The following is a 20,342-nucleotide window of genomic DNA, read 5'->3' as shown; positions in this document are numbered from 1 at the left end:
GCAAACTAGCCCAGACCGCACTCGGCTGGGAAGATCAGGCGGCCGCGCGGGCCTCGCCCCACGACAGCAGGGCCTCCGCCGTGTCGAAGCGGCGGCTGGAGTCGGACTCGCCGAGCAGTACGCCGACCAGCGTGTGGCCGTCCTGCTCGCCCGCGAACGCCAGCGTGTACCCCGCCGCCCGCGTGAACCCGGTCTTCACCCCGATCGCCCCCGGAGTCCCGAGCAGCCGGTTGGTGTTGCGCCAGCCGTACGTGCCGTGCTCGCCGTTGGCGTCCAGCGAGTGGTACCGGGTGCCGACCACCTGCTTGATCAGCGGCACCTGCAGCGCCTTGGCCGCCAGCACGGTCTGGTCGTGGGCCGTGGAGTAGCCGTCGCCGTCCGGCGTGGGCAGGCCGTCGGCGTTGACGTACTCGGTGTCCTTCATGCCGAGTTCGCGGGCCGTCGCGTTCATCTTGGCGACGAAGCCCTTGACGCCGGGCCCGTACGTGCGGGCCAGCGCGTGCGCGGCGTCCGCGCCCGAGGGGAGCATCAGGCCGTACAGGAGCTCGCCGACGGGGATGCGATCGCCGGGCTGCAGGTCGGCGGTGGTGCCGCCGCCGTCCTCCGCGTACTGGACGTCCTCCCGCTTGATCTGCACCACGTCCGTGGGCTTGGCGGTCTTCATCACGAGGTACGCGGTCATGGTCTTGGTGACGCTGGCGATCGGCAGGCGGTCGCCGGCGTTCTTGCTGAACAGTTCCTTGCCGGACGAGGCGTCCATCAGGTAGGCGGCGTTGGCGTACACCGCGGGTGCCTGCTGCCGGACGGTGGCCACGGCAGGGGCGGAAACCTGGGCATACGCGGGCGCGGCGAGCCCCGTGGCGAGGGCGAGCGCGCCTCCCACGGCGGCCAGGCGGGCTTTCCGGATACGCATTCACCCAGGCTGCCGTGTCCTTTAGCGTGCTTTAGTCGAAATGAGGGGAATTTTGCGAAAGGGCATGCGGAAACGCCGATACAGCCGAGGAATCGGTAGGTAAATCTTTTCCTGGCTATGTCGTGAGTGCTGTCAGTGAGTGCTCCAGAAGGTGTCGGCCACTCTTTCGCCCGCCAGCAGCTCCGAGAACAAATCCTCCCACAATGGCATCACCAATTCCGGCGCGTACGCACGCGACGCTCTGACCGCCGCCTTCCCCATCCGCACCCGCAGTTCCCGGTCGCCGATGACCCGGCTCAGCGCCGCGGCCAGCGCGTCCACGTCTCGCGGCGGCACGAGCACGCCGTCCACCCCGTCCGTCAGCACGTCGCGCGGACCGGTCGGGCAGTCGTACGCGACCACCGGCAGCGCGTGCGTCATGGCCTCGATCATGACCATCGGCAGGCCCTCGAAACGCGAGCTCAGGGCGTACACCGAGGCGGCCGCCAGCTCTTTGTCCAGCCGCTCGGTACGGCCGGGCAGCTCAACGTGCCCGCCCAGCCCGTGCTGCGCGACGAGCCCCTCCAGCTGGCTTCTGCGCGGCCCGGTGCCGAAGATGCGCAGCCGCCAGTCCGGATGTTCCCGCACCACCTGCGCGAAGGCCTGGATGAGCAGGTCGAACCCCTTCTGCGGCACCAGCCGGCCGGCCGCGATCACGACGGGATTGGCCTGCTGGGAACGTTCCTGGTTGACCCGGTGGACCGCGTTCGGGATCTGCACGATGGGGGTCTTGGGCAGCAGGCGCTGGTACTCGAGCCGGTTGGTGCGCGTCAGCACGGTGATCGCGTCGAACCGCCCGTAGTGGCGGGCGATCTCCCTGCGGATGCTGTCGGGGTACGCCGACAGGTTCATGTGTTCCTGGGCGACCTTGACGACGTTCCCGGGGGCGCGGCGGGCGGCGATCAGGTTCAGCGCGGGCCTGGTGGTCACCAGGATGCCGTCACGCAGCCGGGAGACGTACTCCATGGCGGCCCACTCCACCCGCTCGGTGAAGTAGTCGGCCGCGAACTCGCCACGCGGCACGATCTTGCCGCGTACCCGGCGCCAGGCCCGGCGGCCGATCGAGTCCGGCTGGGTGCCGCCGCGCTGGTCGACCAGGGCGGTGATCCGGACCCGCGGGTCGAGCGTGAACTGCGGGTCGTCGCGCCGCCGTACCAGGCTGACCAGCTCGACGTCATGGCCGGCGGCGGCCATCGCGTTGGCCTGGTTGACGACGGTGCGGATGGTGCCGCCCATGCCGTAGGCGTGCAGCATCAGATAGCGGATCTTCACGCGAGGTACCCCCAGGTCCGGCAGATGGGTTTCAGCACGTCCGGGATCTGGTCCTCGGAGGGAAGCTCGCGCGGGGGCTGGACGGTGCCGGACCGGATCTTCTCGCGCCAGTCCCCGAGACCCTTCTCCAGGACCGGCTGCTCGCCGTACGAGAGCATCCGCGGCTCCCACTCAAGCCCGAGGAACGCGCAGATCTCGCGGGTCACCCGCTCCGGCTCCGCGCTCAACTCCTCGTACCTGACGGTCAGGCCGGGCAGCGCCGACCTGGCCCGCTGGACGGCCTTCATGTAGCGGAGCGCGTCCAGCGCGGCCGCCTCCGGGGTGCGCCTGTCCGGACTGGCCTCGTGCCACGACGTGGCGATCGAGGCGGGGTGACGCAGCAGGAAGACGAAGCGCGCGTCGGGCCAGCAGGTGGCGATGCGCTGGTAGGCGAACGCGTTGGCGGGCGTCTTGTCCACGATGAACCGCTTGCCGCTGCGTACCAGCTCTCTGTGCAGGACGCGGTCCCACAGCAGGTGCTCGAGGTCGGCCTGGTTGTGCCCGAGCGCGGTCATCGCCTTGGAGGCGAGGTTCGTGTCGAACTGGACGCGGAGGCGGCGTATGTGGAGCTCGTGGGGGGCGTGCAGGGCGGAGTGGGCGTTCAGTATCGCGCGAAGGAGCGTCGAACCGGACCGGACGGGCGACAGGAGGAACACGGGGGCTTCGAGCAGCCGGTCGGTTAGCGGATCCGCGGGGGGTCTGATCTCGGGGGCGGGTGGGGAAGAGGGAGCCTTCCCCACCCGTTCGATCTGGAATCCGGTGAACCTGACCAGCGCGCTGTTCATTTTGCGCTGCCAGTTCATGCCGAGGCAGACTACCGACAGTTCCTGGCAATTCCCTGGCAATGGTAAAGAGCACGCAATGCCAGGAAATTAATGGATGAATACCGTTACTGGCCGGCGAGGCCTGTATGCGCGACGCCGCGGACGATCTGCCGCTGGAAGAGCACGAAGATCACCAGCAGCGGCAGCCCGGCCAGCACCACGGAGGCCATGATCTGCGCGTACCGCAACCCGAACGTCCCCTGCACCACGTTGGCCAGACCGACCGGCAGCGTCATGGTGTTCGGGTCGGTGGAGACGAGGAACGGCCAGAGGAAGTTGTTCCAGCTCCCGATGAACGTGTAGATCGACACCGCGGCCAGCACAGGACGCGACAGCGGCAGCACGATCGTGAAGAACACCCGCCAGCGCCCGGCCCCGTCCACGAAGGCCGCCTGCTCCAGCTCGGGCGGCACGTCCTGGAAGAACTTGTACAGGATGTACACGATCAGCGGCGCGGCCACCTGCGGCAGGATGATCGACCACCAGGTGTCGACCAGCCCGAGCCCCACCATCTCCGCGAACAGCGGCGCCATCAGCACCTGCGGCGGCACCATGATCCCCGCCAGGATCACCGCCAGCAGTCCCCGCTGCCCCTTGAACTGTGTGCGGGCGAACCCGTAGGCCGCCATCGCCGAGAAGAACACGGTCAGGAACGTGACGACCACCGAGGTGACCGTGGAGTTGATCGCCCACTTGACGATGCCGCCGGTTCCCAGGACCAGCCGGTAGGAGTCCAAGGTGAGCTCGCTGCCGAACCACTGCAGCGGGATCTTCGTGGTCTCGGACTCGGGCTTGAGCGAGGTGGCGACGGCCCAGGCGATGGGGGCCAGCCAGATGACCGCGAGCGCCAGCGCCACCACCATCAGGACGAGCTGGCCGGGGCTGAACCGCTTGGTCATGACGAGACCTCCGCGCGCTTGCGGAACAGCCGGAGCTGCACCAGGGAGACGATGACGATGAGGACGAACAGGATGTACGACACCGCCGACGCGTAGCCGGTGCGGTACCCCGTGAAGCCCATGTCGTAGGCGTACTCGATGATCGACCTGGTGGAGTTCTCGGGGCCGCCGGCCGTCATGAGATAGATCTGGTCGAACACCTTGAGCGAGGCCAGCAGCTGCAGCACCACGATGAGCGCCGTCGTGCGGCCGAGCAGCGGCAGGGTGATGGAACGCAGCCGGTGCCAGGCCGAGGCGCCGTCGATGGCGGCGGCCTCGTACAGGTGCTGGGGGATCGACTGCAGGGCGGCCAGGTAGAGCAGGAAGTTGAAGCCGACCGTCCACCAGACCGTGGTCAGCACCATGGACAGCATGGCCGTGGACGTGTCGCTCAGCCACGGGACGTCCGTGCCGAGCGTGCCGTTGATCAGGCCGTAGCCGGGCGGGTAGATCATCTGCAGCCAGAGGATCGACACCACGGCCGACGGCAGCAGGAACGGCCCGAAGAAGGACAGGCGCCACAGCCACTGCACGAACCGCAGGTTGTGCACCAGCAGCGCGAACACCAGGCCCAGGAGGACCAGCGGGATCGTGCTCAGCACGGTGAAGACCACGGTGTTCCAGAGCGAGTGCCACATGAGCGGGTCGCTGAACGCCTCGCCGTAGTTGGCGAAACCGATGAAATGGTTGTTGGTGCCCGCGATGTTGACGCTCGACAGGCTCATCCGCAGGCCCAGCAGCACCGGCCAGACCAGGAAGGCCACGTAGATCAGCAGGAAGGGCGCGACGAACAGCATTCCGTGCTGCGTCCAGCCGCGCCGGACCTTGGCCTCGGTGACGGGGGCGGCGGCCGCGGGGGCGGCGACGGTGGTCGTCATCATCGCTCCTGGTCGGGGAAGGGGTTCGGGGCGGACAGGAGCCGGTTCAGCGCGGCCTTGGCGGTGGCCAGGCCCTCCTCCGGGGTGTGCTGGCCGCCGATGACCGGGGAGAACGCCTGACCGAACTCGATCCACAGCCGCGAGGCCGAGCCGGCGAACCACACCTGGGGATCGAGCGCGACCTCGGTGATGACCGAGCGGTACTCCGACTGGGGCTCGAGCTTGAGATAGTCGGGCTCTTTGAGCGCGGGAAGGTACGCGGGCACGTGACCGGCGACCGCCCAGTCGGCGCTGTTCTTGACGAGGTAGGCGATGAACCGGTACGTGGCCCGCTCGACCTCGGGATCGCGGTTGCGCTGGTGCGGCAGCACGAACGAGTGGCAGTCGGCCTGCGCCGCCCCCGTGCCGAAGACGCTGGGGAAGCGGGTCATGCTGAACGGCGTCTTGCGCTCCTTGAGCCCCGTCGTCTCCCAGTCGCCGTTCCACAGGAACGCCGCCTGGCCGTTGGTGAAATTGGCCACCGACGCGCCGTAGTCGGTGCGCCAGTCCAGCAGCCCGTCCTTGCCGAGCTGCTGCATGAACCGGAGCGTTTCGAGGGCCTTGGCGTCGTCGATGGCGATCTTCGTGTTGTCGGCGGACAGCAGGGCGCCGCCGCTCTGCGCGTAGAGGGTCCACCACACCCGCCAGGGGCCGACCGTGCCCAGGCCGAGCGCGTCGAAGGCGAGCGGCGGCTTGCCCCCCATGGCGTCCTTGGCCCTGCGCAGCGCGGCCATCAGCTCGTCGACGCCCTTGGTGGGCTTCAGCTTGCCGTCGGGGCCGAGCAGTCCTGCCTTGCCGCAGATCTCGGTGTTGTAGTACTGCACCATCGGGTGGGCGTCGAACGGGACCGCGTACAGCACCCCGTCGATGTGGGCGCGCTCCCAGATCGGCGGGCTGAAGTCGGCGGCCGTCAGGCCGTTCTCCTCCAGCAGCTTGACGTTGATCGGGTCGAGCGTCGCGCCGGCGCCGATCCCGGCCAGCCGGGCCAGGTGGAAGGTGGCCAGGTCGGGCGAGCGCCCGCCGGAGCCGGCCATCGCGATCTTCGTGTAGAACGGCTCGCCCCACGCGAGCACGTTCTCCTCGACGAAGGTCTCGGGATTGTCCCTGGCGAACGCCTGGACCATCTTGTTCATGATGATGCCGTCGCTCGCGCCGAGGAAGTGCCAGTACTTGACGCGGGTCTGGGACGAGCCGAGCCCCATCGGGATGGCACATCCTGCGGCGGCGGCGCCTGCGAGCGCGAGGGTGCCGCCGAGGAGGAGCCTGCGGGAGATGTCGGGGGGATCTTGCACGGTGGCCTCTTCCTACGAGCCATCGCTCGGCTGGTTTCTAGGGGGCCGGGAGCTCAAGGAGCTCCTGTTACGTTGGAGTTACCCGAGTGTTAGCGGTAACAAGTCCCATGTCAAGACCCCTCGGCTGCTGGGACGACCTGCCGGTTCACCCCTTGACCACCTTCCTTGTTATCGCTAACAATTCGGATCAGGTAACGCCCGCGAAACCCAGGAGTCCCCTCCGTGCACCAGGCAAAGCTCACGCTCGATCCCGCGTTCAAGGTCGCCCCGGTGAGCCGGCGCACCTTCGGCACGTTCGTCGAACACCTCGGGCGCTGCGTCTACACCGGCATCTACGAGCCGGACCACCCCTCCGCCGACGACGACGGCTTCCGCGGCGACGTGCTCGAGCTGACGAGGGAACTGGGCGTGTCCACGGTCCGCTACCCGGGCGGCAACTTCGTCTCCGGCTACCGCTGGGAGGACGGCATCGGCCCTCGGGAGAGCCGCCCCCGCCGCCTGGACCTGGCCTGGCACAGCACCGAGACGAACGAGGTCGGCGTGGACGAGTTCGTCCGCTGGTGCCGTAAGGCCGACGTCGAGCCCATGATGGCGATCAACCTCGGCACCCGCGGCATCGAGGCCGCGCTCGACCTGCTGGAGTACTGCAACCACCCGTCCGGCACCGCGCTGTCCGACCTGCGCGCCGCCAACGGCTCCAAGGATCCGCACGGGATCAGGATGTGGTGCCTGGGCAACGAGATGGACGGCCCCTGGCAGACCGGGCACAAGACCCCCCGCGAGTACGGCAGGCTCGCCGCCGAGACCGCCCGCGCCATGCGCATGGTGGACTCCTCGCTGGAGCTGGTCGCCTGCGGCAGCTCGAGCTCGTCGATGCCGACCTTCGGCACGTGGGAGGCCGAGGTGCTGGAGGAGACGTACGACCTGGTCGACTACATCTCCTGCCACGCGTACTACGAGGAGAAGGACGGCGACCTCGGCAGCTTCCTGGCCTGCTCGACCAACATGGAGTACTTCATCCGCTCGGTCGTGGCCACCGCCGACCACGTCGGGGCCCGGCTGAAGTCGCGCAAGCGCATCGACATCTCCTTCGACGAGTGGAACGTCTGGTACCTGTCGCGCTTCCAGAACGCCGCGCCGCCCGCGGACTGGCCGGTCGCGCCGCCGCTGCTGGAGGACCACTACCACCTGGCCGACGCCGTCGCCTTCGGCGGGCTGCTGATCACGCTGCTGCGCAACAGCGACCGGGTGACCTCCGCGTCGCTGGCCCAGCTGGTGAACGTGATCGCGCCCATCATGACCGAGCCGGGCGGGCGGGCCTGGCGGCAGACCACGTTCCACCCGTTCGCGCAGGCGTCCCGGCTGGCGGCCGGTGACGTGCTGCGGGTGGAGCCGGTCTCTCCGTCGTACGAGACGGCCGAGTACGGCGAGGTGCCGCTGCTGCACGCGGTGGCCACGCACTCGGAGGAGGGGACGACGCTGTTCGCCGTCAACCGCTCGACCGACGGGCCGCTCTCCCTGGAGATCGACGTGCGGGCGCTCGGAGGCGCGCGCATCCTGGAGGCCACCACCCTGACGCATCCGGACGTGTACGCCCGGAACACGGCCGACGACCCGGACCGGGTCGCCCCCCGGCCCAACGCGGACGTGGAACAGGACCCGGCCCGCGTGCTCCTGCCCCCGGTCTCGTGGAACGTGATCCGACTGGGCTGAGGACCATCAGCCAGGGGCGGGGGCGGTGCTCTCCCGCACCACGAGCTCGGGCTCGACCAGCCGCCGCCGGTCGGGCTCGGCGCCCGCCATCCGGTCGAGCAGCAGGTGGAAGGCGTGCCTGCCGACCTCGCCGAAGTTCTGCCGTACGGTCGTCAGCGGCGGCCAGAAGTAGGCCGACTCGGGGATGTCGTCGAACCCGGCCACGCTCACGTCCTCGGGCACGCGCCGCCCGGCCTCGCGCAGGGCGCGCAGCACACCGAGCGCCATCTGGTCGTTGGCCACGAACACGGCGGTGACCTCGGGATCCTGGGCCAGCCCCTGTCCGAGCTGGTAGCCGGAGCGCGAGCTCCAGTCGCCACGCAGCACCTCGGGCACCGGCCGGTCCGCGGACTCCAGCACCTCACGCCACCCCTCGATGCGGCCGTTGGAGTCGAGCCAGTCGACCGGCCCCGCCACGTGCCACACGGTCCGGTGGCCGAGGCTGAGCAGGTGCCTGGTCACCCGTACGGCCCCGACCCGCTGGTCGACCTTGACCACGGGCACGGGGATGTCGTCACCGGCGTCGACCGCGACCACCGGCATCTCGGGCGGCAGGTGCCGCAGCCCGTCGGCGGCCGATTCGTGCGGCGCCACGATGATCACCCCGTCGACGGCCTGGGCGCGCAGCCGCTCCACGCCCTCCTCCATCGACCTGCGGTTGAGCGAGGGCAGGCTGGCGATGCTCACGTTGAAGCCGGCGTTCCTGGCGGCCTGCTCGATGCAGTAGAGGGTGGAGGCGGGGCCGTACAGGGTGGTGTCGATGCTGACGACGCCCAGCACCCCGGAGCGCCCGGTGACGAGCTGCCGCGCGGCCTGGTTGGGCCGATAGTCGAGCTCGCGCACGGCGGCCAGCACCCGGGCCCTGGTCTCGGCCCTCACCCGGTCAGGCGCGTTGAGCACGCGCGAGACGGTCATGGCGGAAACGCCGGCGAGCACGGCGACGTCCATGAGCACCGCGGGCCTGCCGTCCCTGGATCTCACCGAGGCTCACCCCCCTCACCGATAACGCTAACAGCCCAAGTCCCCGAACGCGCGGACCGATATCGCCCCCCCAAGGCGTTCCCAGAAAGTCCCCGGGGGACGCCGATGAATTTCGGCCGCGGAAGCGGTCTCACTCCCCGAAACGACTGGAAGGAGCGGCTCAGGTGGACTTGTACAGCGTCGTGTGCGTGCGTGACCGGGTGACATCGCAGAAGTGGTTCGAGGCGTTCTTCGGGCGGCCGGCGGACGAGATCATCGGCGAGGAGTACCTGTGGCAGGTCGGTGAGAACGCGTGGGTCGTCATCGACGACCGGCACATGCGGGCCGCACGGGTGGGCGGCACCATGATCACGCTCGGCGTGACCGACCTCGACGACATCCTGGCCCGGCTGGCCGCGCACGGCATCGAGCACGAGCCCGTGGAGACCTACGGGAACGGCGTACGCCACGTGGACGTCCTCGACCCGGACGGCAACAGCCTGTCGCTCGCGGAGGCACCTGCCCAGTAGCCGGCCGGCCGGGGCGACGCCCCATGACGATTGTCACGGTCAGGTCAGGATCGATGGCACGTCACATCCCCCCATGACCGGCGGACGATGGGCGCCATGCGTCGAATGATCTCCGCCCTCGGGCTGGCTCTGCTCTCTCCGCTGATCGCCGAGTTCCTGCTCGGCGACTTCCCGATCACCCACCTCTTCTACCTGGTTCTGCTCGCCCCTACGTACGGCGGCGCCACGGTGCTGATACGTGAGACGGCACGGCGGGCGGGCCTCGGCTGGCCGGGCATCGTGCTGATGGCGCTCGCCTACGGCGTCCTCGAGGAGGGGATCATGACGATGTCCCTGTTCAACCCGAACTTCGCGGGGATGCGGTTACTCGACAGCGGTTACGTTCCCGCGCTGGGCATCGGAGTGCCGTGGACGCTGTTCGTGCTGGGCCTGCACACGGTGTGGAGCGTGAGCGTGCCGATCGCGCTGGCGGAGGAGCTGGCGGGCGAGGAGCGCACGACACCGTGGCTGGGCCGGGTCGGCCTGGCCGTGGCCGCGGTCCTGGCTGTGCTGGGCGCCGCGGTGACGACGTACGGCACCCATCAGGACAACTCCTTCATCGCGTCCGTGCCGCAACTGGTGTCCGTCGTGGTGATCGTGATCGCTCTCGTGGTGCTCGCCTTCCGGATGCCCCGCCGTACGATCAGGGCCGATCGGCAGGCGCCCTCTCCCTGGCTGGTGTTCGGGGTCACGCTGGTGGCCGGGGTCGTGTTCGAGATCACGCTCGTGGTGACGGTCCCCACCCCGCTCTGGCTCACCCTGTTGACGCTGGTGGCGTCCGAGGCGGGGATGGCCGTGCTGGCGCTGACCTGGTCGGCGAGGCAGGGGTGGGACGGCAGGCACCGGATGGCGCTGGCCGGTGGGGCGCTGCTGACCTACGTCTGGCACACCTTCTTCACCCATCCGATGGTGGCGGCCACACCGGCGGTCAACCTGATCAGCCACCTCGTCTTCGGGCTCGGCGCGGCGCTCCTGCTCGTACTGGCCGCGCGCCGCGCATGGAAAAGGGCTACAGCGTCGTAGCCACCGACTCCGCCGGCTGCTAGGGCCGGGTGCGCAACGTCCGCGTCGGCGTGAAGCTGTACCCGTTCAAATCGCCGGTCCGTTGCTGCTGGATGAGCGGACAGGTCGATCCCGGCAGCCGCGGGCCGCCGGGATCGACGGCGGTACGTCAGGGCCGCACGGGACCGAGGTCGACCGGCAAGGACAGCGGTCCGACCGTGAAGAACGACGGAGAGTACGGGATGTCCCCCGGCTCGATCGCCAGGCTCAGCTCCGGCAGCCGCCGGTACAGCGAGGCGAGCGCCAGCCGGCTCTCCAGCCGGGCCAGCGGCGCGCCGATGCAGTACCGCGGGCCGTGGCCGAACCCGAGGTGTCCGGTCTGCTTCCTGGTGATGTCGAACTGGTCCGCGGTTTCGCCGTACTCCTCCGGGTCGATGCCGGTCGACTGGTAGACCACGCCGACCGCGTTGCCCTTGGGGATGTGCACCCCGGAGATGGTCACGTCCTCCGCGGTGAACCGGAAACTGGTCATCATCACCGAGTGGCGGTAGCGCAGGGTCTCCTCGACCACGTCGTCCCACCGGTCCTCGGCCTTGGCCAGCTCGAGCTGGCCCGGGTTCTGCGCCAGCGCCACGATCGCGTGCCCGAGGAGGTGGACGGTGGTCTCGTGGCCGGCGACCAGCATCAGCCAGAGCACGCCGACCAGTTCGTCGGTGGTGAGCTTGTCGCCCTCGTCGCGGGCCTGGACCAGGCCGGAGGTGAGGTCGTCGCCCGGTTCGCGCTGCTTGCGCTCCGCCAGCGCGTGCAGGTAGGCCTGAAGGCTGTTCTGCGTCTCGAACGCGACCTCCGGCGGAGTGGTGTGCGCCAGCAGCGTGGCGGTCCAGTTGCGCAGCCGGAGCCGGTCCTCGGCGGGCACCCCGAACAGCTCGCAGATCACCCACATCGGCAGCGCCTCGGTGAAGGCCGGAACCAGATCGACGCCGTCACCGGCGGCCACCACGTCGTCGAGCAGGCCGTCGATGATCTGCTGGACCCGCGGCTCCAGGGCCCGCACCCGGGCCGGCGTGAACGCCTTGCCGACCAGGCCGCGCAGCCGCCGGTGGTCGTCGCCGTCCTTGGTGGCCAGGTGACCGCCCTGGACGATGGCACGCAGCGGCCAGTCCTCGGGGATCGATCCGTCGTACAGGGCGGGCCAGTGCTTTGGATCCCTGAGGAAGGTCGTGTTGTCCCCGGCGAGGATCTCCTGTACGGCGTTGTGGGTCAGTGCCAGGTAGGCGGGCACGCCCCCGGGGAACTCCACCTGGACCACGGGGCCGATCTCCCGGAGCCGGACGCAGGTGTCGAGGGGCGCTTCGTTCGCAGCGGGGAACGAAGGGAGGGTTGTTGTCATCTACACCCTTTGCGTGGATGGGGCTGCTATGCGACGAGCGCCCTCATCAAATATCTGTTGTGATCTCCGAACAACAGGGTGAAGTGATCAGTAACCCAATGGTTACATAGCGCTGCCATCTCTGGACAAACAAGAAGCCCCAGGCTGCGGCAGGTGCCGCGTCCTGGGGCTTTCATGGATGGTGGACGATACTGGGATTGAACCAGTGACCTCTTCCGTGTCAGGGAAGCGCTCTCCCGCTGAGCTAATCGTCCCTTGGAGGTGGAGACGGGATTTGAACCCGTGTGGACGGCTTTGCAGGCCGCTGCCTCGCCTCTCGGCCACTCCACCGAGTCGAATCTCTCCGAGCGGAAGACGGGATTCGAACCCGCGACCCTCACCTTGGCAAGGTGATGCTCTACCACTGAGCCACTTCCGCGTTGCTTCGATAACTCTAGCGCGTTTGCCGACCAGATGCTCACCGTGGGCCGCGTTCAGCGGTCCACGGCAGGGTGCGGAGTGCGCCCTACTTGCGAAGCTGCCGGGCCACGCTGCGCTCCGTGGCGGGCAGGCTGAGGAAGATCTCCAGGATGCGGGTGAGGCGGTGGACCTCGATGCGGTGGAAGGCCGGGCCCTCCGAGCGGGCCAGGATGAGGGAGAGGGCCAGGGGCGGCAGCGGGGCGTGGATGGCGTGGAGGTCGTCCTCAAGGGTGAGGGCCGTCGGGCGGGAGGGCGTCTGCTCCGGGACGGTCAGGTCTTTCGGGGCGCGCCAGCTCGCGTACAGGACGCGATCGCCGGACGTCGTGGCGGCCCAGTCGGCGCTGAACAGGACGGGGAGCGAGTCGACGAGCGTGGTCAGGGCCCGGTCGCCCGCCGTGGTGATGTACTTGAGGATCTCCAGCTCAGGGTACGTGCCGGGGGCCTCCCTGGTGGTCCAGATGCCCTCGACCGCGACGCCGTCCACCGTCTCCAGGCTCTTGACCAGAGACTGCCGGGGCGTGCTCTCCGGACAGAAGATCGTGATGTCGTCGACGGCCGAGCCGGCGCCCCGGTCGAGCACGGTCACCTGCGTGATGTCGGCGCCCGCCACGCCCAGGACCTTGGTCACCTGTGCCAGGGACCCCGGCCTGTCGGGCAGCGCCAAGCGCACGCGAAGAAGCATCCGTCCCCTCCAACGACGATCCACATAACACCCTATCCGCGAATACCCGTTACGGACCGACCTGCGGTTAACTGTCGAAGTGAAGATTGGGCCGATTGAGGTTTGGCCGCCGGTGGTGCTCGCGCCGATGGCGGGCATCACGAACGCGCCGTTCCGCGTGCTCTGCAGGGAGCAGGGCGCGGGGCTGTTCGTGTGCGAGATGATCACGACGCGCGCGCTGGTCGAGCGCAATCCCAAGACGCTGCGGATGATCAGGTTCGCGGAGTCGGAGCGGCCCAGGAGCATCCAGCTGTACGGCGTGGATCCCGGGGTCGTGGGGCGGGCGGCCAGGATGATCGCCGAGGAGGATCTGGCCGATCACATCGATCTGAACTTCGGCTGCCCCGTGCCCAAGGTGACCAGGCGCGGCGGCGGGTCCGCGCTGCCGTACAAGAGGAATCTGCTGCGGCGGATCCTGCGGGAGGCGGTCGCCAACGCGGGACCGCTGCCCGTGACGATGAAGATGCGCAAGGGCATCGACGACGATCATCTGACGTATCTCGACGCCGGGCGGATCGCGGCCGAGGAGGGGGTCGCGGCGATCGCGCTGCACGCGCGTACGGCCAAGCAGCATTACGGGGGCGTGGCCGACTGGGAGGCCATCGCCCGGCTGAAGGAGGCCGTTCCCGACGTCCCCGTGCTGGGGAACGGGGACATCTGGTGCGCCGACGACGCCCTGCGGATGGTGGCGCGTACGGGATGCGACGGCGTGGTCGTCGGGCGCGGCTGCCTGGGGCGGCCGTGGCTGTTCAAGGACCTGGAGAACGCGTTCAACGGCAGCCCCGAGCGGGCGCGGCCGACGCTCGGCGAGGTCGCCGAGGTGATGGCCAGGCACGCCGAGGGGCTGACCGAGTGCTTCGACATCGAGCGGTACGCCGTCGCCGACTTCCGCAAGCATGTCGGGTGGTACCTGAAGGGGTTCACGGTCGGGAGCGAGCTGCGGCGGGAGCTGGCCACGGCCGAGTCGCTCGACGGGCTGCGCGAAGGACTGGCGAAGCTGGAGCACGATCAGCCGTGGCCGCCGAACACGGACACGCCCCGGGGGAAGTCGGGGGAGCGGTCCAAGGTGCTTCTTCCGGACGGGTGGCTGGACGACCCCTGGGACTGCGCGCTCCCCGACGGTGACGCCGAGTCCGACATCTCCGGGGGTTAGTGGGGGCCGGTGGCCTCGGTGCCGCAGGGACCCCCGCCGACGGCCGTCTCCAGCTGGACGGGCTCGCCCGACATCGTGAGGGTCGGGTAGTACTCGGCGATCCGCTCGGCGGAGCGCCCGACGTAATGGCAGATGAAGCTGCGCCGGAAGCGGTCGGCCGTGCTGTTCGGCTCCGAGCCGTGCACCAGGCTGCCGTTGAAGAAGAGCACGTCGCCGGGGTCCATGTCCACGGGCACCCGCTCCAGGCCGGGGGGCGGCGGGACGTACTCCTTGGTGAACGAGATGTCCTGGTCGGCCTCCTCCGGGCAGAACAGGTCCATCAGGTGCGTCCCCGGCACGACCTCCAGGCCGCCGTTCGCCCGGTCCACCCGGTCGAGCGCCACCCACGCGGCCACGCACGTGCCCGGTTCGACCCGGAGGTAGAAGTTGTCCTGATGCAGCGCCTGGCCCCTGGCGCCCGGCGGCTTGAAGTAGAACATGCTCTGGGCTGCTATCGGCTCCTCGCCCAGGAGGTCGCGGAGTATGGCGGCGATGCGCGTGTCGAGCAGGTAGCGCAGGGCCAGGTCGTTCACCTGATGGGGGTGCATGATCCGCGGGTAGTCACGGAGAATGTCGTACGGCCGGCCGGGTTCCTGCGGCTGGGGGGAGAAATGCCCGGGGATGGGTCCTCCGGCGTGCAGCGCCATGAACTCGTCGCGCAGCGCGGCCACCTCTTCCTGAGCGAGGAGTCCGGGCACCAGCAAGAATCCCTGATCGTGGAAGTCGTTGAGCCTCATGTCTTCCACGCTAAGGAGGCGGATCGTGGAACGGTATGCCTGTGACCGCTGAGGACCTGTCTGTTCCTGCTGCCGAGCTGACGATCGTGGGCCACTACGACAAGGCTCCCGGCTACGCCACGCGCCGCCCCACCGGGTCCCCGAGCTGGCTGCTGCTGTGGACCGAGGCGGGGGCGGGGCTGGTGGAGCAGGGCGGGGCGTCGTCGGCGGCCCGGGCCGGGGATCTGGTGGTGCTGGGTTCGGGGGTGCCGCAGCACTACCGGGTGCTGGCGGGGGAGGAGCGGTGGCGCTTCTGGTGGGTGCATTTCCAGCCGCGGCCCTCGTGGGGAGCCTGGCTGGGGCCGTACGCGCTCGCCGACGGGTGCCACCTGGTCGGGGGAGTGCCCGCAGGCGTGCACGAGCGGATCGGGCTGGCGTTCCAGCGGGCGCTCCAGGACGCCCGCTGGGTCCCCGACACGCCCTTTCCTCCCGTGTCCGTGGCCCCGAGCCCCGCGGTCGTCGTGGCGGGAGCGGCGAGGGAGCTGGTGCTGGGCGCCGTCGAGGAGGTGCTCGTGCTCGCCACCGCTTCCGCCCGGCCGCAGGGGGCGCGCCGGTCCGACGAGGGCGACGAGCGGGTACGCCGGGTCCTCGCGCTCATCGCCGCCGAGCCCGGAGCGCCGCACTCGGTCGCCTCGCTGGCCCGCGCCGTCGCGCTCTCGCCGTCCCGCCTCGCCCACCTGTTCGCCGCCGAGACCGGACGCACGCCGATGCAGGCCGTCCGCGAGGCTCGGGTACGGCACGCCGCGAGCCTGCTGGAGGTGACGGACCTGGACGTGGGGCAGGTGGCGGTGGCGTCCGGCTTCGTCAGCCCGTTCCACTTCAGCAGGGCGTTCAAGCGCGAGTACGGCCTGCCGCCCCGCGACTACCGCGCCCGGCTCCGCGGCGGTTAGCGGGTGACGGGGAGGGGGCCCTTGTCCGGGGTGAAGAGCTGGTCGTCCAGGTGGTCGACGGCGTAGTCGATGGCCCCCACCACCACGCACTCGTCACCGAGCGTGGACGCGCGGACCTCCGGCATGCGCATGCACGTGCGCTCCAGGCGCTCCCGCAGCGGCTCCAGCAGCACGTCCGCCGAGCGCGAGAACCCGCCCCCCAGCACGACCATCTCCGGATCCAGGATGAGCACCATCGCGGCCGTGCCGACCGCGAGGTCGTCCACGTACCGCTCGACGGAGGCGATCGCCGCAGGATCCCCGTTGCGCGCGGCGGCCAGCGTGAACCCGGCGGCGTCCTCGGGCGGGGTGCCCTCGGGGACGGACGGGCAGGTGTTGAGGTGCTCGGGAGCGTCGAACCAGCGGGCCTCGGGCAGCATGGAGATCTCCCCGGCCGCCGCCCCGAACCCCCGGTGTACCTTCCCGCCGATGATCAGGCCGGCACCCATGCGCCGCCCCACGTGCAGGAACACCACGTCTCTGGCGCCTTTGGCCACCCCGCGCCTGGACTCGGCCATGGCGGCCAGGCGGCTGTCGTTCTCGATGAGCACCTGGCAGGGGAACATCTCCCGCATCTTGCCCGCCAGGTCGAGGTCCCGCCAGGCGGGGACGGCGGCCGAGTAGATGACGCGCCCTTCGACGTCGATCACGCCGACGGTGCCCACCGAGAGCGTCCACAGGTCGGAGACCGACGTACGGCTGAGCGCCAGGCACCCGGAGACGGCCCGTTCGATCGCGGCCAGGCGCTCCTCGATCGGGGCGTCGGGCAGCACCGGCTGCCGGGTCTCCGCGAGGATCTCGCCGTCCAGGTCGGACAGGGCGGCGCGGATGTTGTGGCCCCCTATGTCCACCCCGACCAGATAGCCGCTGTCGGCGCGGAAGCGGTAGCGGCGGGCAGGCCGGCCCATGGTGCCGGGGCTCGGCGGCACCTCCTCCACCCAGCCGAGCTCCATGAGCTCGTCGGTGACCTCCTTCATGGACGGCCGGGACAGGCCGGTGCGCTCGGCGAGCGCCGACAGGGTGAGTGGGCCCGCCCTGCGCAGCTCCCGGATGGCCGTCAGCGAGTTGAGCTGCCGCAGCCGGGACAGGTCGCCGCCGCGAACGTCCGCCATCGCCGTCCTTAAGTAGGTCTCCTCTGTAACCACAGATTATGCCAGCGATCGACCGGTGTGCACGCCCCGCACATCTCCCGTTATCACGAGGAAAAGACGGTCATTGACCCCGCGCAAGCGCCGGTGCTACTAATGAAGGGCTCCTTTGAAAGTCGAGAGGAATCAGGATGGCCTTCGCTGACGTCGGCGAGATCAGGTGTGGCCCTGGTGAGACCCGGGTGTTCGAGCAGGGCTGGCAGTCGTGGAGCCCCACGGGCGCGTACCGCCTGACGGACACCCCGCCCCGGCCCGCCGACGAGACCATCCAGATTCTCGCCTACCGCCCCGAGACCCCGATCCCCGACGGGGTGTTCCAGGGTGAGGGGCTGCTGGCCGTCGAGCCGGGCGACGGGTCCGTCGAGCTCTGGTCGGCGCCGGACCCCCTCCAGGCGCCGTCGATCAGGGCGCGCGAGGAGGGCGGCCGCCTGGTGGTCTCCGCCGACGGCCCGGTACGCCACCACCGCGTGGAAGGCGGCCTGGACCAGGCCCTGCGCGACTGGGCGGACACCATGGCCGAACCCCGGACGTTCCCAGCCGTCCCGCCCATGTGGTGCACCTGGTACGGCTACTGGGACAAGGTCACCGACGCCGACGTCATCGAGAACCTGAAGCTCTCCGAGCGGCTCGGCCTGGGCGCCGACATGTTCCTCATCGACGACGGCTACGAGGCCGAGATCGGCGACTGGCTGGAGGGACGCCCCGGGTTCGGCTCCCTGGCGCGGGCCGTGGACGCCGTCACGGACGCGGGCCGACGGGCCGGGATCTGGACCGCGCCGTTCCTCGTCGGCCACCGCAGCCGGATCTTCCGCGAGCACCCCGACTGGCTGGTCCGGGGCGCGTACGCGGGCCGCATGTGGGACCAGGAGCTGGCGGTGCTCGACGTCACCCACCCGGAGGCGGCCGAGCACCTGGTGAACGTCTTCCGCACCTTCAGCGCGATGGGGCTCAGCCACTTCAAGCTCGACTTCGTCTACGCGGGAGCGCTCGCGGGCGAGCGGCACGAGGACCTCGACCCGATCGCCGCGTACCGGCGCGGCCTGGAGCTGATCCGCCGGGGCGCGGGCGCCAACGCGACCCTGCACGGGTGCGGGGCGCCGATGCTGCCCAGCATCGGCCTGGTGGACATCATGCGGGTCAGCCCGGACATCGCGCCGACCGTGCAGCCCAAGTCCGGCGACATCAGCCAGCCCTCCCAGCTCGGGGCCCGCCTCACCGGGGCGGCCCGCGAGTTCCTGCACGCCCGGTGGTGGGTGAACGACCCCGACTGCATCATCCTGCGCCCCGAGGTGGAGGCGCGGGAGGAGTGGGCGGCCCACATCGCCGGCACGGGCGGCCTGCGCGGATCGAGCGACCCGATCGCGTCCCTGGACGACTGGGGCCTGGAGACGACCAGGCGCCTCATGGTCCCGACCGCGACGGACCCGTCGTGACCAGCCACACCGCGGAGCGGAGCCTCGGGACGGACGTCCAGGTGGCGAAGGGGCGGCGCAGGCGGGGGAGCGGCTGGCACGCGTACCTGTTCGTGGCGCCCAGCCTCTTCGGCGTGCTGGCCTTCCTGCTGCTGCCCATGGTCATCGTGCTGGTCCTCAGCCTCTTCGACTGGGAGCTGCTCTCGGACCCGACGTTCGTCGGCCTCGACAACTACCGCCGTCTGGCAGGCGACGGCCAGACGTGGCACTCGCTCGGCGTGACGATCGCGTACGTCCTGCTCTGCATCCCCCTGCAGACCGTCCTCGCCCTGAGCCTGGCCATGCTGCTCAACCAGCGCGTCAAGGGCGTCAGGTTCTACCGCTCGCTCTTCGTCGTCCCGTGGATGGCCACCCCCATCGTCCTGGCCCTGATCTGGGGCTGGATCTTCGACCCTCGCGACGGCGCCATCAACAGCGCCCTGGCCCTGGTCGGCGTCACCGGCCCCGACTGGCTCTCGGACCCCACGTGGGCGCTGCCCGCCGTCGCGCTGGTCAGCGTCTGGCAGTACACCGGCTACAACATGCTGTTCTTCCTGGCCGGGCTCCAGGGCATCCCCAAGGAGTTGCACGACGCGGCCGAGACCGACGGCGCCACCCCGGCGCAGCGGTTCTGGCGGGTGACGCTGCCGCTGCTCAACCCGACGATGTTCTTCGTCAGCGTGACGAACCTGATCGGCTCCTTCCAGGTGTTCGACACCGTGTACGCGATGACGGACGGCGGCCCCAGCCACACCACCGAAGTGATCAACTTCAGGATCTTCCAGACCGCGTTCAAGGAGTTCGACTTCGGCTACGCGGCCACGCTGTCGACGCTGCTCTTCCTGATCATCTTCCTGGTGACGATGGCGCAGGTCAGGTTCTTCGGCAAGCGCACCACCTACGACCTGAGCTGAGAGAAGACCATGGCCAAGCGAATCCTCCTGTACGCCGTGCTCGCGGTCGGTGCGTTCGTCTCCGTCTTCCCGTACCTGCTCGTCGTGCTGACCGCCTTCAAGACCCAGGCGCAGCTGAGCGGGACGGCCCCCTGGCTGCCCGGGCTGCCGCCCACCGCGGACAACCTGGCGAAGATGCTGGCGGGGGACTTCCCGCGCTACCTGCTCAACACGGCCGTGATGACGGCGCTGCTGACGGCGGGCCAGCTGGTGTTCACCACGTTCGCCGCGTATGCGTTCGCGCGGCTCCGCTTCCGGGGCAGGGACGTGCTGTTCTGGCTGTTCGTGGCGACGATGATGGTGCCGAGCGCCGTCACGATGATCCCGCTGTTCCTGATCATGCGGGAGCTGGAGCTGGTCAACACCTGGTACGGCCTGCTCGCCCCGTACGTGCTCGGCACCCCGTACGGGATCTTCCTGATGCGGCAGTTCTTCAAGACCCTGCCCGCCGGCCTGGAGGAGGCGGCGCGGATCGACGGGGCGGGGCCGCTGACGATCCTCCTGCGCGTCATGCTCCCGCTCTGCCGCCCGGCGCTCGGCACGCTGGCGATCATCACGGTGATCTCCTCGTGGAACAGCTTCCTCTGGCCGCTGATCATCACCAGCGGTGACGACACCAAGGTCATCACGGTGGCCATCGCCACGCTCAAGCAGGGCATCGGCGTCGACTACAACCTCATGATGGCCGGCAGCCTCATCGCGCTGGTGCCGATGGTGGCCGTCTTCGTCTTCTTCCAGAAGCACATCGTCAGATCGGTCGTCCTTACCGGTCTCAAGTGAGAAACCGGTCTCAAGTAAGAAGAGGT

General features: G+C 69.6%; 19 protein-coding genes and 3 tRNA genes. 8 read left to right on the top strand and 14 right to left on the bottom strand.

What is annotated here, in order from left to right:
• Positions 1-34 precede the first annotated feature (34 nt).
• From AB0J64_RS26855 to AB0J64_RS26830, 6 genes are all read right to left on the bottom strand, one after another.
• The gene (locus AB0J64_RS26855; RefSeq protein ID WP_364032190.1) at positions 35-913 is read right to left on the bottom strand and encodes a D-alanyl-D-alanine carboxypeptidase family protein; all 879 of its coding nucleotides are present in this window, start codon (positions 911-913) and stop codon (positions 35-37) included.
• A 132-nt stretch (positions 914-1,045) separates the two neighbouring features.
• Positions 1,046-2,224, bottom strand: a complete 1,179-nt coding sequence (locus AB0J64_RS26850; RefSeq protein ID WP_364032187.1) for a glycosyltransferase family 4 protein — start codon at positions 2,222-2,224, stop codon at positions 1,046-1,048.
• Positions 2,221-3,066 carry a sulfotransferase gene (locus tag AB0J64_RS26845; protein ID WP_364032184.1) on the bottom strand — a complete coding sequence of 282 codons (846 nt, stop codon included), beginning with the start codon at positions 3,064-3,066 and terminating at the stop codon, positions 2,221-2,223. The genes AB0J64_RS26850 and AB0J64_RS26845 overlap by 4 nt, the downstream gene beginning before the upstream one ends.
• An 86-nt stretch (positions 3,067-3,152) precedes the next feature.
• Positions 3,153-3,986, bottom strand: coding sequence for a carbohydrate ABC transporter permease (locus AB0J64_RS26840; RefSeq protein ID WP_364032181.1), 834 nt, complete (start codon positions 3,984-3,986; stop codon positions 3,153-3,155).
• Complete coding sequence (locus AB0J64_RS26835; RefSeq protein WP_364032178.1) at positions 3,983-4,906, bottom strand: sugar ABC transporter permease; 924 nt, start codon at positions 4,904-4,906, stop codon at positions 3,983-3,985. Before AB0J64_RS26835 ends, AB0J64_RS26840 begins: the two co-directional genes overlap by 4 nt.
• A complete protein-coding gene (locus tag AB0J64_RS26830; RefSeq protein WP_364032175.1) occupies positions 4,903-6,234 on the bottom strand; it encodes an extracellular solute-binding protein in 1,332 nt (443 codons plus the stop codon). Before AB0J64_RS26830 ends, AB0J64_RS26835 begins: the two co-directional genes overlap by 4 nt.
• 222 nt (positions 6,235-6,456) lie before the next feature.
• Between AB0J64_RS26830 and AB0J64_RS26825 the strand changes: the two genes are divergently transcribed.
• The gene (locus AB0J64_RS26825; RefSeq protein WP_364032172.1) at positions 6,457-7,947 is read left to right on the top strand and encodes an alpha-N-arabinofuranosidase; all 1,491 of its coding nucleotides are present in this window, start codon (positions 6,457-6,459) and stop codon (positions 7,945-7,947) included.
• Between the two features lie 6 nt (positions 7,948-7,953).
• Here AB0J64_RS26825 and AB0J64_RS26820 read toward each other — a convergent pair whose 3' ends face one another.
• The gene (locus AB0J64_RS26820; RefSeq protein ID WP_364032360.1) at positions 7,954-8,934 is read right to left on the bottom strand and encodes a LacI family DNA-binding transcriptional regulator; all 981 of its coding nucleotides are present in this window, start codon (positions 8,932-8,934) and stop codon (positions 7,954-7,956) included.
• 197 nt (positions 8,935-9,131) lie between these two features.
• Here AB0J64_RS26820 and AB0J64_RS26815 point away from each other — a divergent pair, with 197 nt between their 5' ends.
• Positions 9,132-9,476 (top strand): VOC family protein, encoded by a 345-nt coding sequence (locus AB0J64_RS26815; protein WP_364032169.1) that lies wholly within the window; start codon positions 9,132-9,134, stop codon positions 9,474-9,476.
• A 96-nt stretch (positions 9,477-9,572) separates the two neighbouring features.
• A complete protein-coding gene (locus AB0J64_RS26810; protein WP_364032166.1) occupies positions 9,573-10,538 on the top strand; it encodes a hypothetical protein in 966 nt (321 codons plus the stop codon).
• Positions 10,539-10,686: 148 nt separating this feature from the next.
• On the opposite strand, the gene AB0J64_RS26805 is transcribed toward AB0J64_RS26810, so the two are convergent.
• The 5 genes from AB0J64_RS26805 to AB0J64_RS26785 form a co-directional block, all read right to left on the bottom strand.
• Positions 10,687-11,907 carry a cytochrome P450 gene (locus AB0J64_RS26805; protein WP_364032163.1) on the bottom strand — a complete coding sequence of 407 codons (1,221 nt, stop codon included), beginning with the start codon at positions 11,905-11,907 and terminating at the stop codon, positions 10,687-10,689.
• Between the two features lie 179 nt (positions 11,908-12,086).
• Positions 12,087-12,161, bottom strand: a tRNA-Val gene (locus AB0J64_RS26800).
• A gap of 2 nt (positions 12,162-12,163) precedes the next feature.
• Positions 12,164-12,237, bottom strand: a tRNA-Cys gene (locus AB0J64_RS26795).
• 16 nt (positions 12,238-12,253) lie between these two features.
• Positions 12,254-12,325: transfer RNA gene (locus tag AB0J64_RS26790), tRNA-Gly, on the bottom strand.
• An 87-nt stretch (positions 12,326-12,412) separates the two neighbouring features.
• A complete protein-coding gene (locus AB0J64_RS26785) occupies positions 12,413-13,048 on the bottom strand; it encodes an amino acid-binding protein (protein ID WP_364032160.1) in 636 nt (211 codons plus the stop codon).
• Positions 13,049-13,127: 79 nt separating this feature from the next.
• On the opposite strand from AB0J64_RS26785, the gene dusB reads away from it, so the two are divergent.
• On the top strand, positions 13,128-14,240 hold the full coding sequence (gene dusB, locus AB0J64_RS26780; RefSeq protein ID WP_364032157.1) for a tRNA dihydrouridine synthase DusB: 1,113 nt from the start codon (positions 13,128-13,130) through the stop codon (positions 14,238-14,240).
• Here the strand turns inward: dusB and AB0J64_RS26775 are convergent.
• A complete protein-coding gene (locus AB0J64_RS26775; RefSeq protein ID WP_364032154.1) occupies positions 14,237-15,016 on the bottom strand; it encodes a phytanoyl-CoA dioxygenase family protein in 780 nt (259 codons plus the stop codon). The two genes, dusB and AB0J64_RS26775, sit on opposite strands and share 4 nt — an antisense overlap.
• 41 nt (positions 15,017-15,057) lie before the next feature.
• Between AB0J64_RS26775 and AB0J64_RS26770 the strand changes: the two genes are divergently transcribed.
• A complete protein-coding gene (locus AB0J64_RS26770) occupies positions 15,058-15,945 on the top strand; it encodes an AraC family transcriptional regulator (protein WP_364032151.1) in 888 nt (295 codons plus the stop codon).
• Here AB0J64_RS26770 and AB0J64_RS26765 read toward each other — a convergent pair.
• The gene (locus tag AB0J64_RS26765) at positions 15,942-17,096 is read right to left on the bottom strand and encodes an ROK family protein (RefSeq protein WP_364032148.1); all 1,155 of its coding nucleotides are present in this window, start codon (positions 17,094-17,096) and stop codon (positions 15,942-15,944) included. The two genes, AB0J64_RS26770 and AB0J64_RS26765, sit on opposite strands and share 4 nt — an antisense overlap.
• Positions 17,097-17,263: 167 nt before the next feature.
• On the opposite strand from AB0J64_RS26765, the gene AB0J64_RS26760 reads away from it, so the two are divergent.
• The 3 genes from AB0J64_RS26760 to AB0J64_RS26750 are packed head-to-tail and all read left to right on the top strand — an operon-like array spanning position 17,264 to position 20,316.
• Positions 17,264-18,565 (top strand): glycoside hydrolase family 36 protein, encoded by a 1,302-nt coding sequence (locus AB0J64_RS26760; RefSeq protein WP_364032145.1) that lies wholly within the window; start codon positions 17,264-17,266, stop codon positions 18,563-18,565.
• The gene (locus tag AB0J64_RS26755; protein ID WP_364032142.1) at positions 18,562-19,497 is read left to right on the top strand and encodes a sugar ABC transporter permease; all 936 of its coding nucleotides are present in this window, start codon (positions 18,562-18,564) and stop codon (positions 19,495-19,497) included. The genes AB0J64_RS26760 and AB0J64_RS26755 overlap by 4 nt, the downstream gene beginning before the upstream one ends.
• A 9-nt stretch (positions 19,498-19,506) precedes the next feature.
• Positions 19,507-20,316 (top strand): carbohydrate ABC transporter permease, encoded by an 810-nt coding sequence (locus AB0J64_RS26750; RefSeq protein WP_364032139.1) that lies wholly within the window; start codon positions 19,507-19,509, stop codon positions 20,314-20,316.
• The last annotated feature ends 26 nt before the right edge of the window (positions 20,317-20,342 follow it).

The sequence above is a fragment of the Nonomuraea sp. NPDC049695 genome, assembly GCF_040674955.1.
GTDB lineage: Bacteria > Actinomycetota > Actinomycetes > Streptosporangiales > Streptosporangiaceae > Nonomuraea > Nonomuraea helvata.
This window is presented reverse-complemented; position numbering and strand designations above follow the sequence as displayed.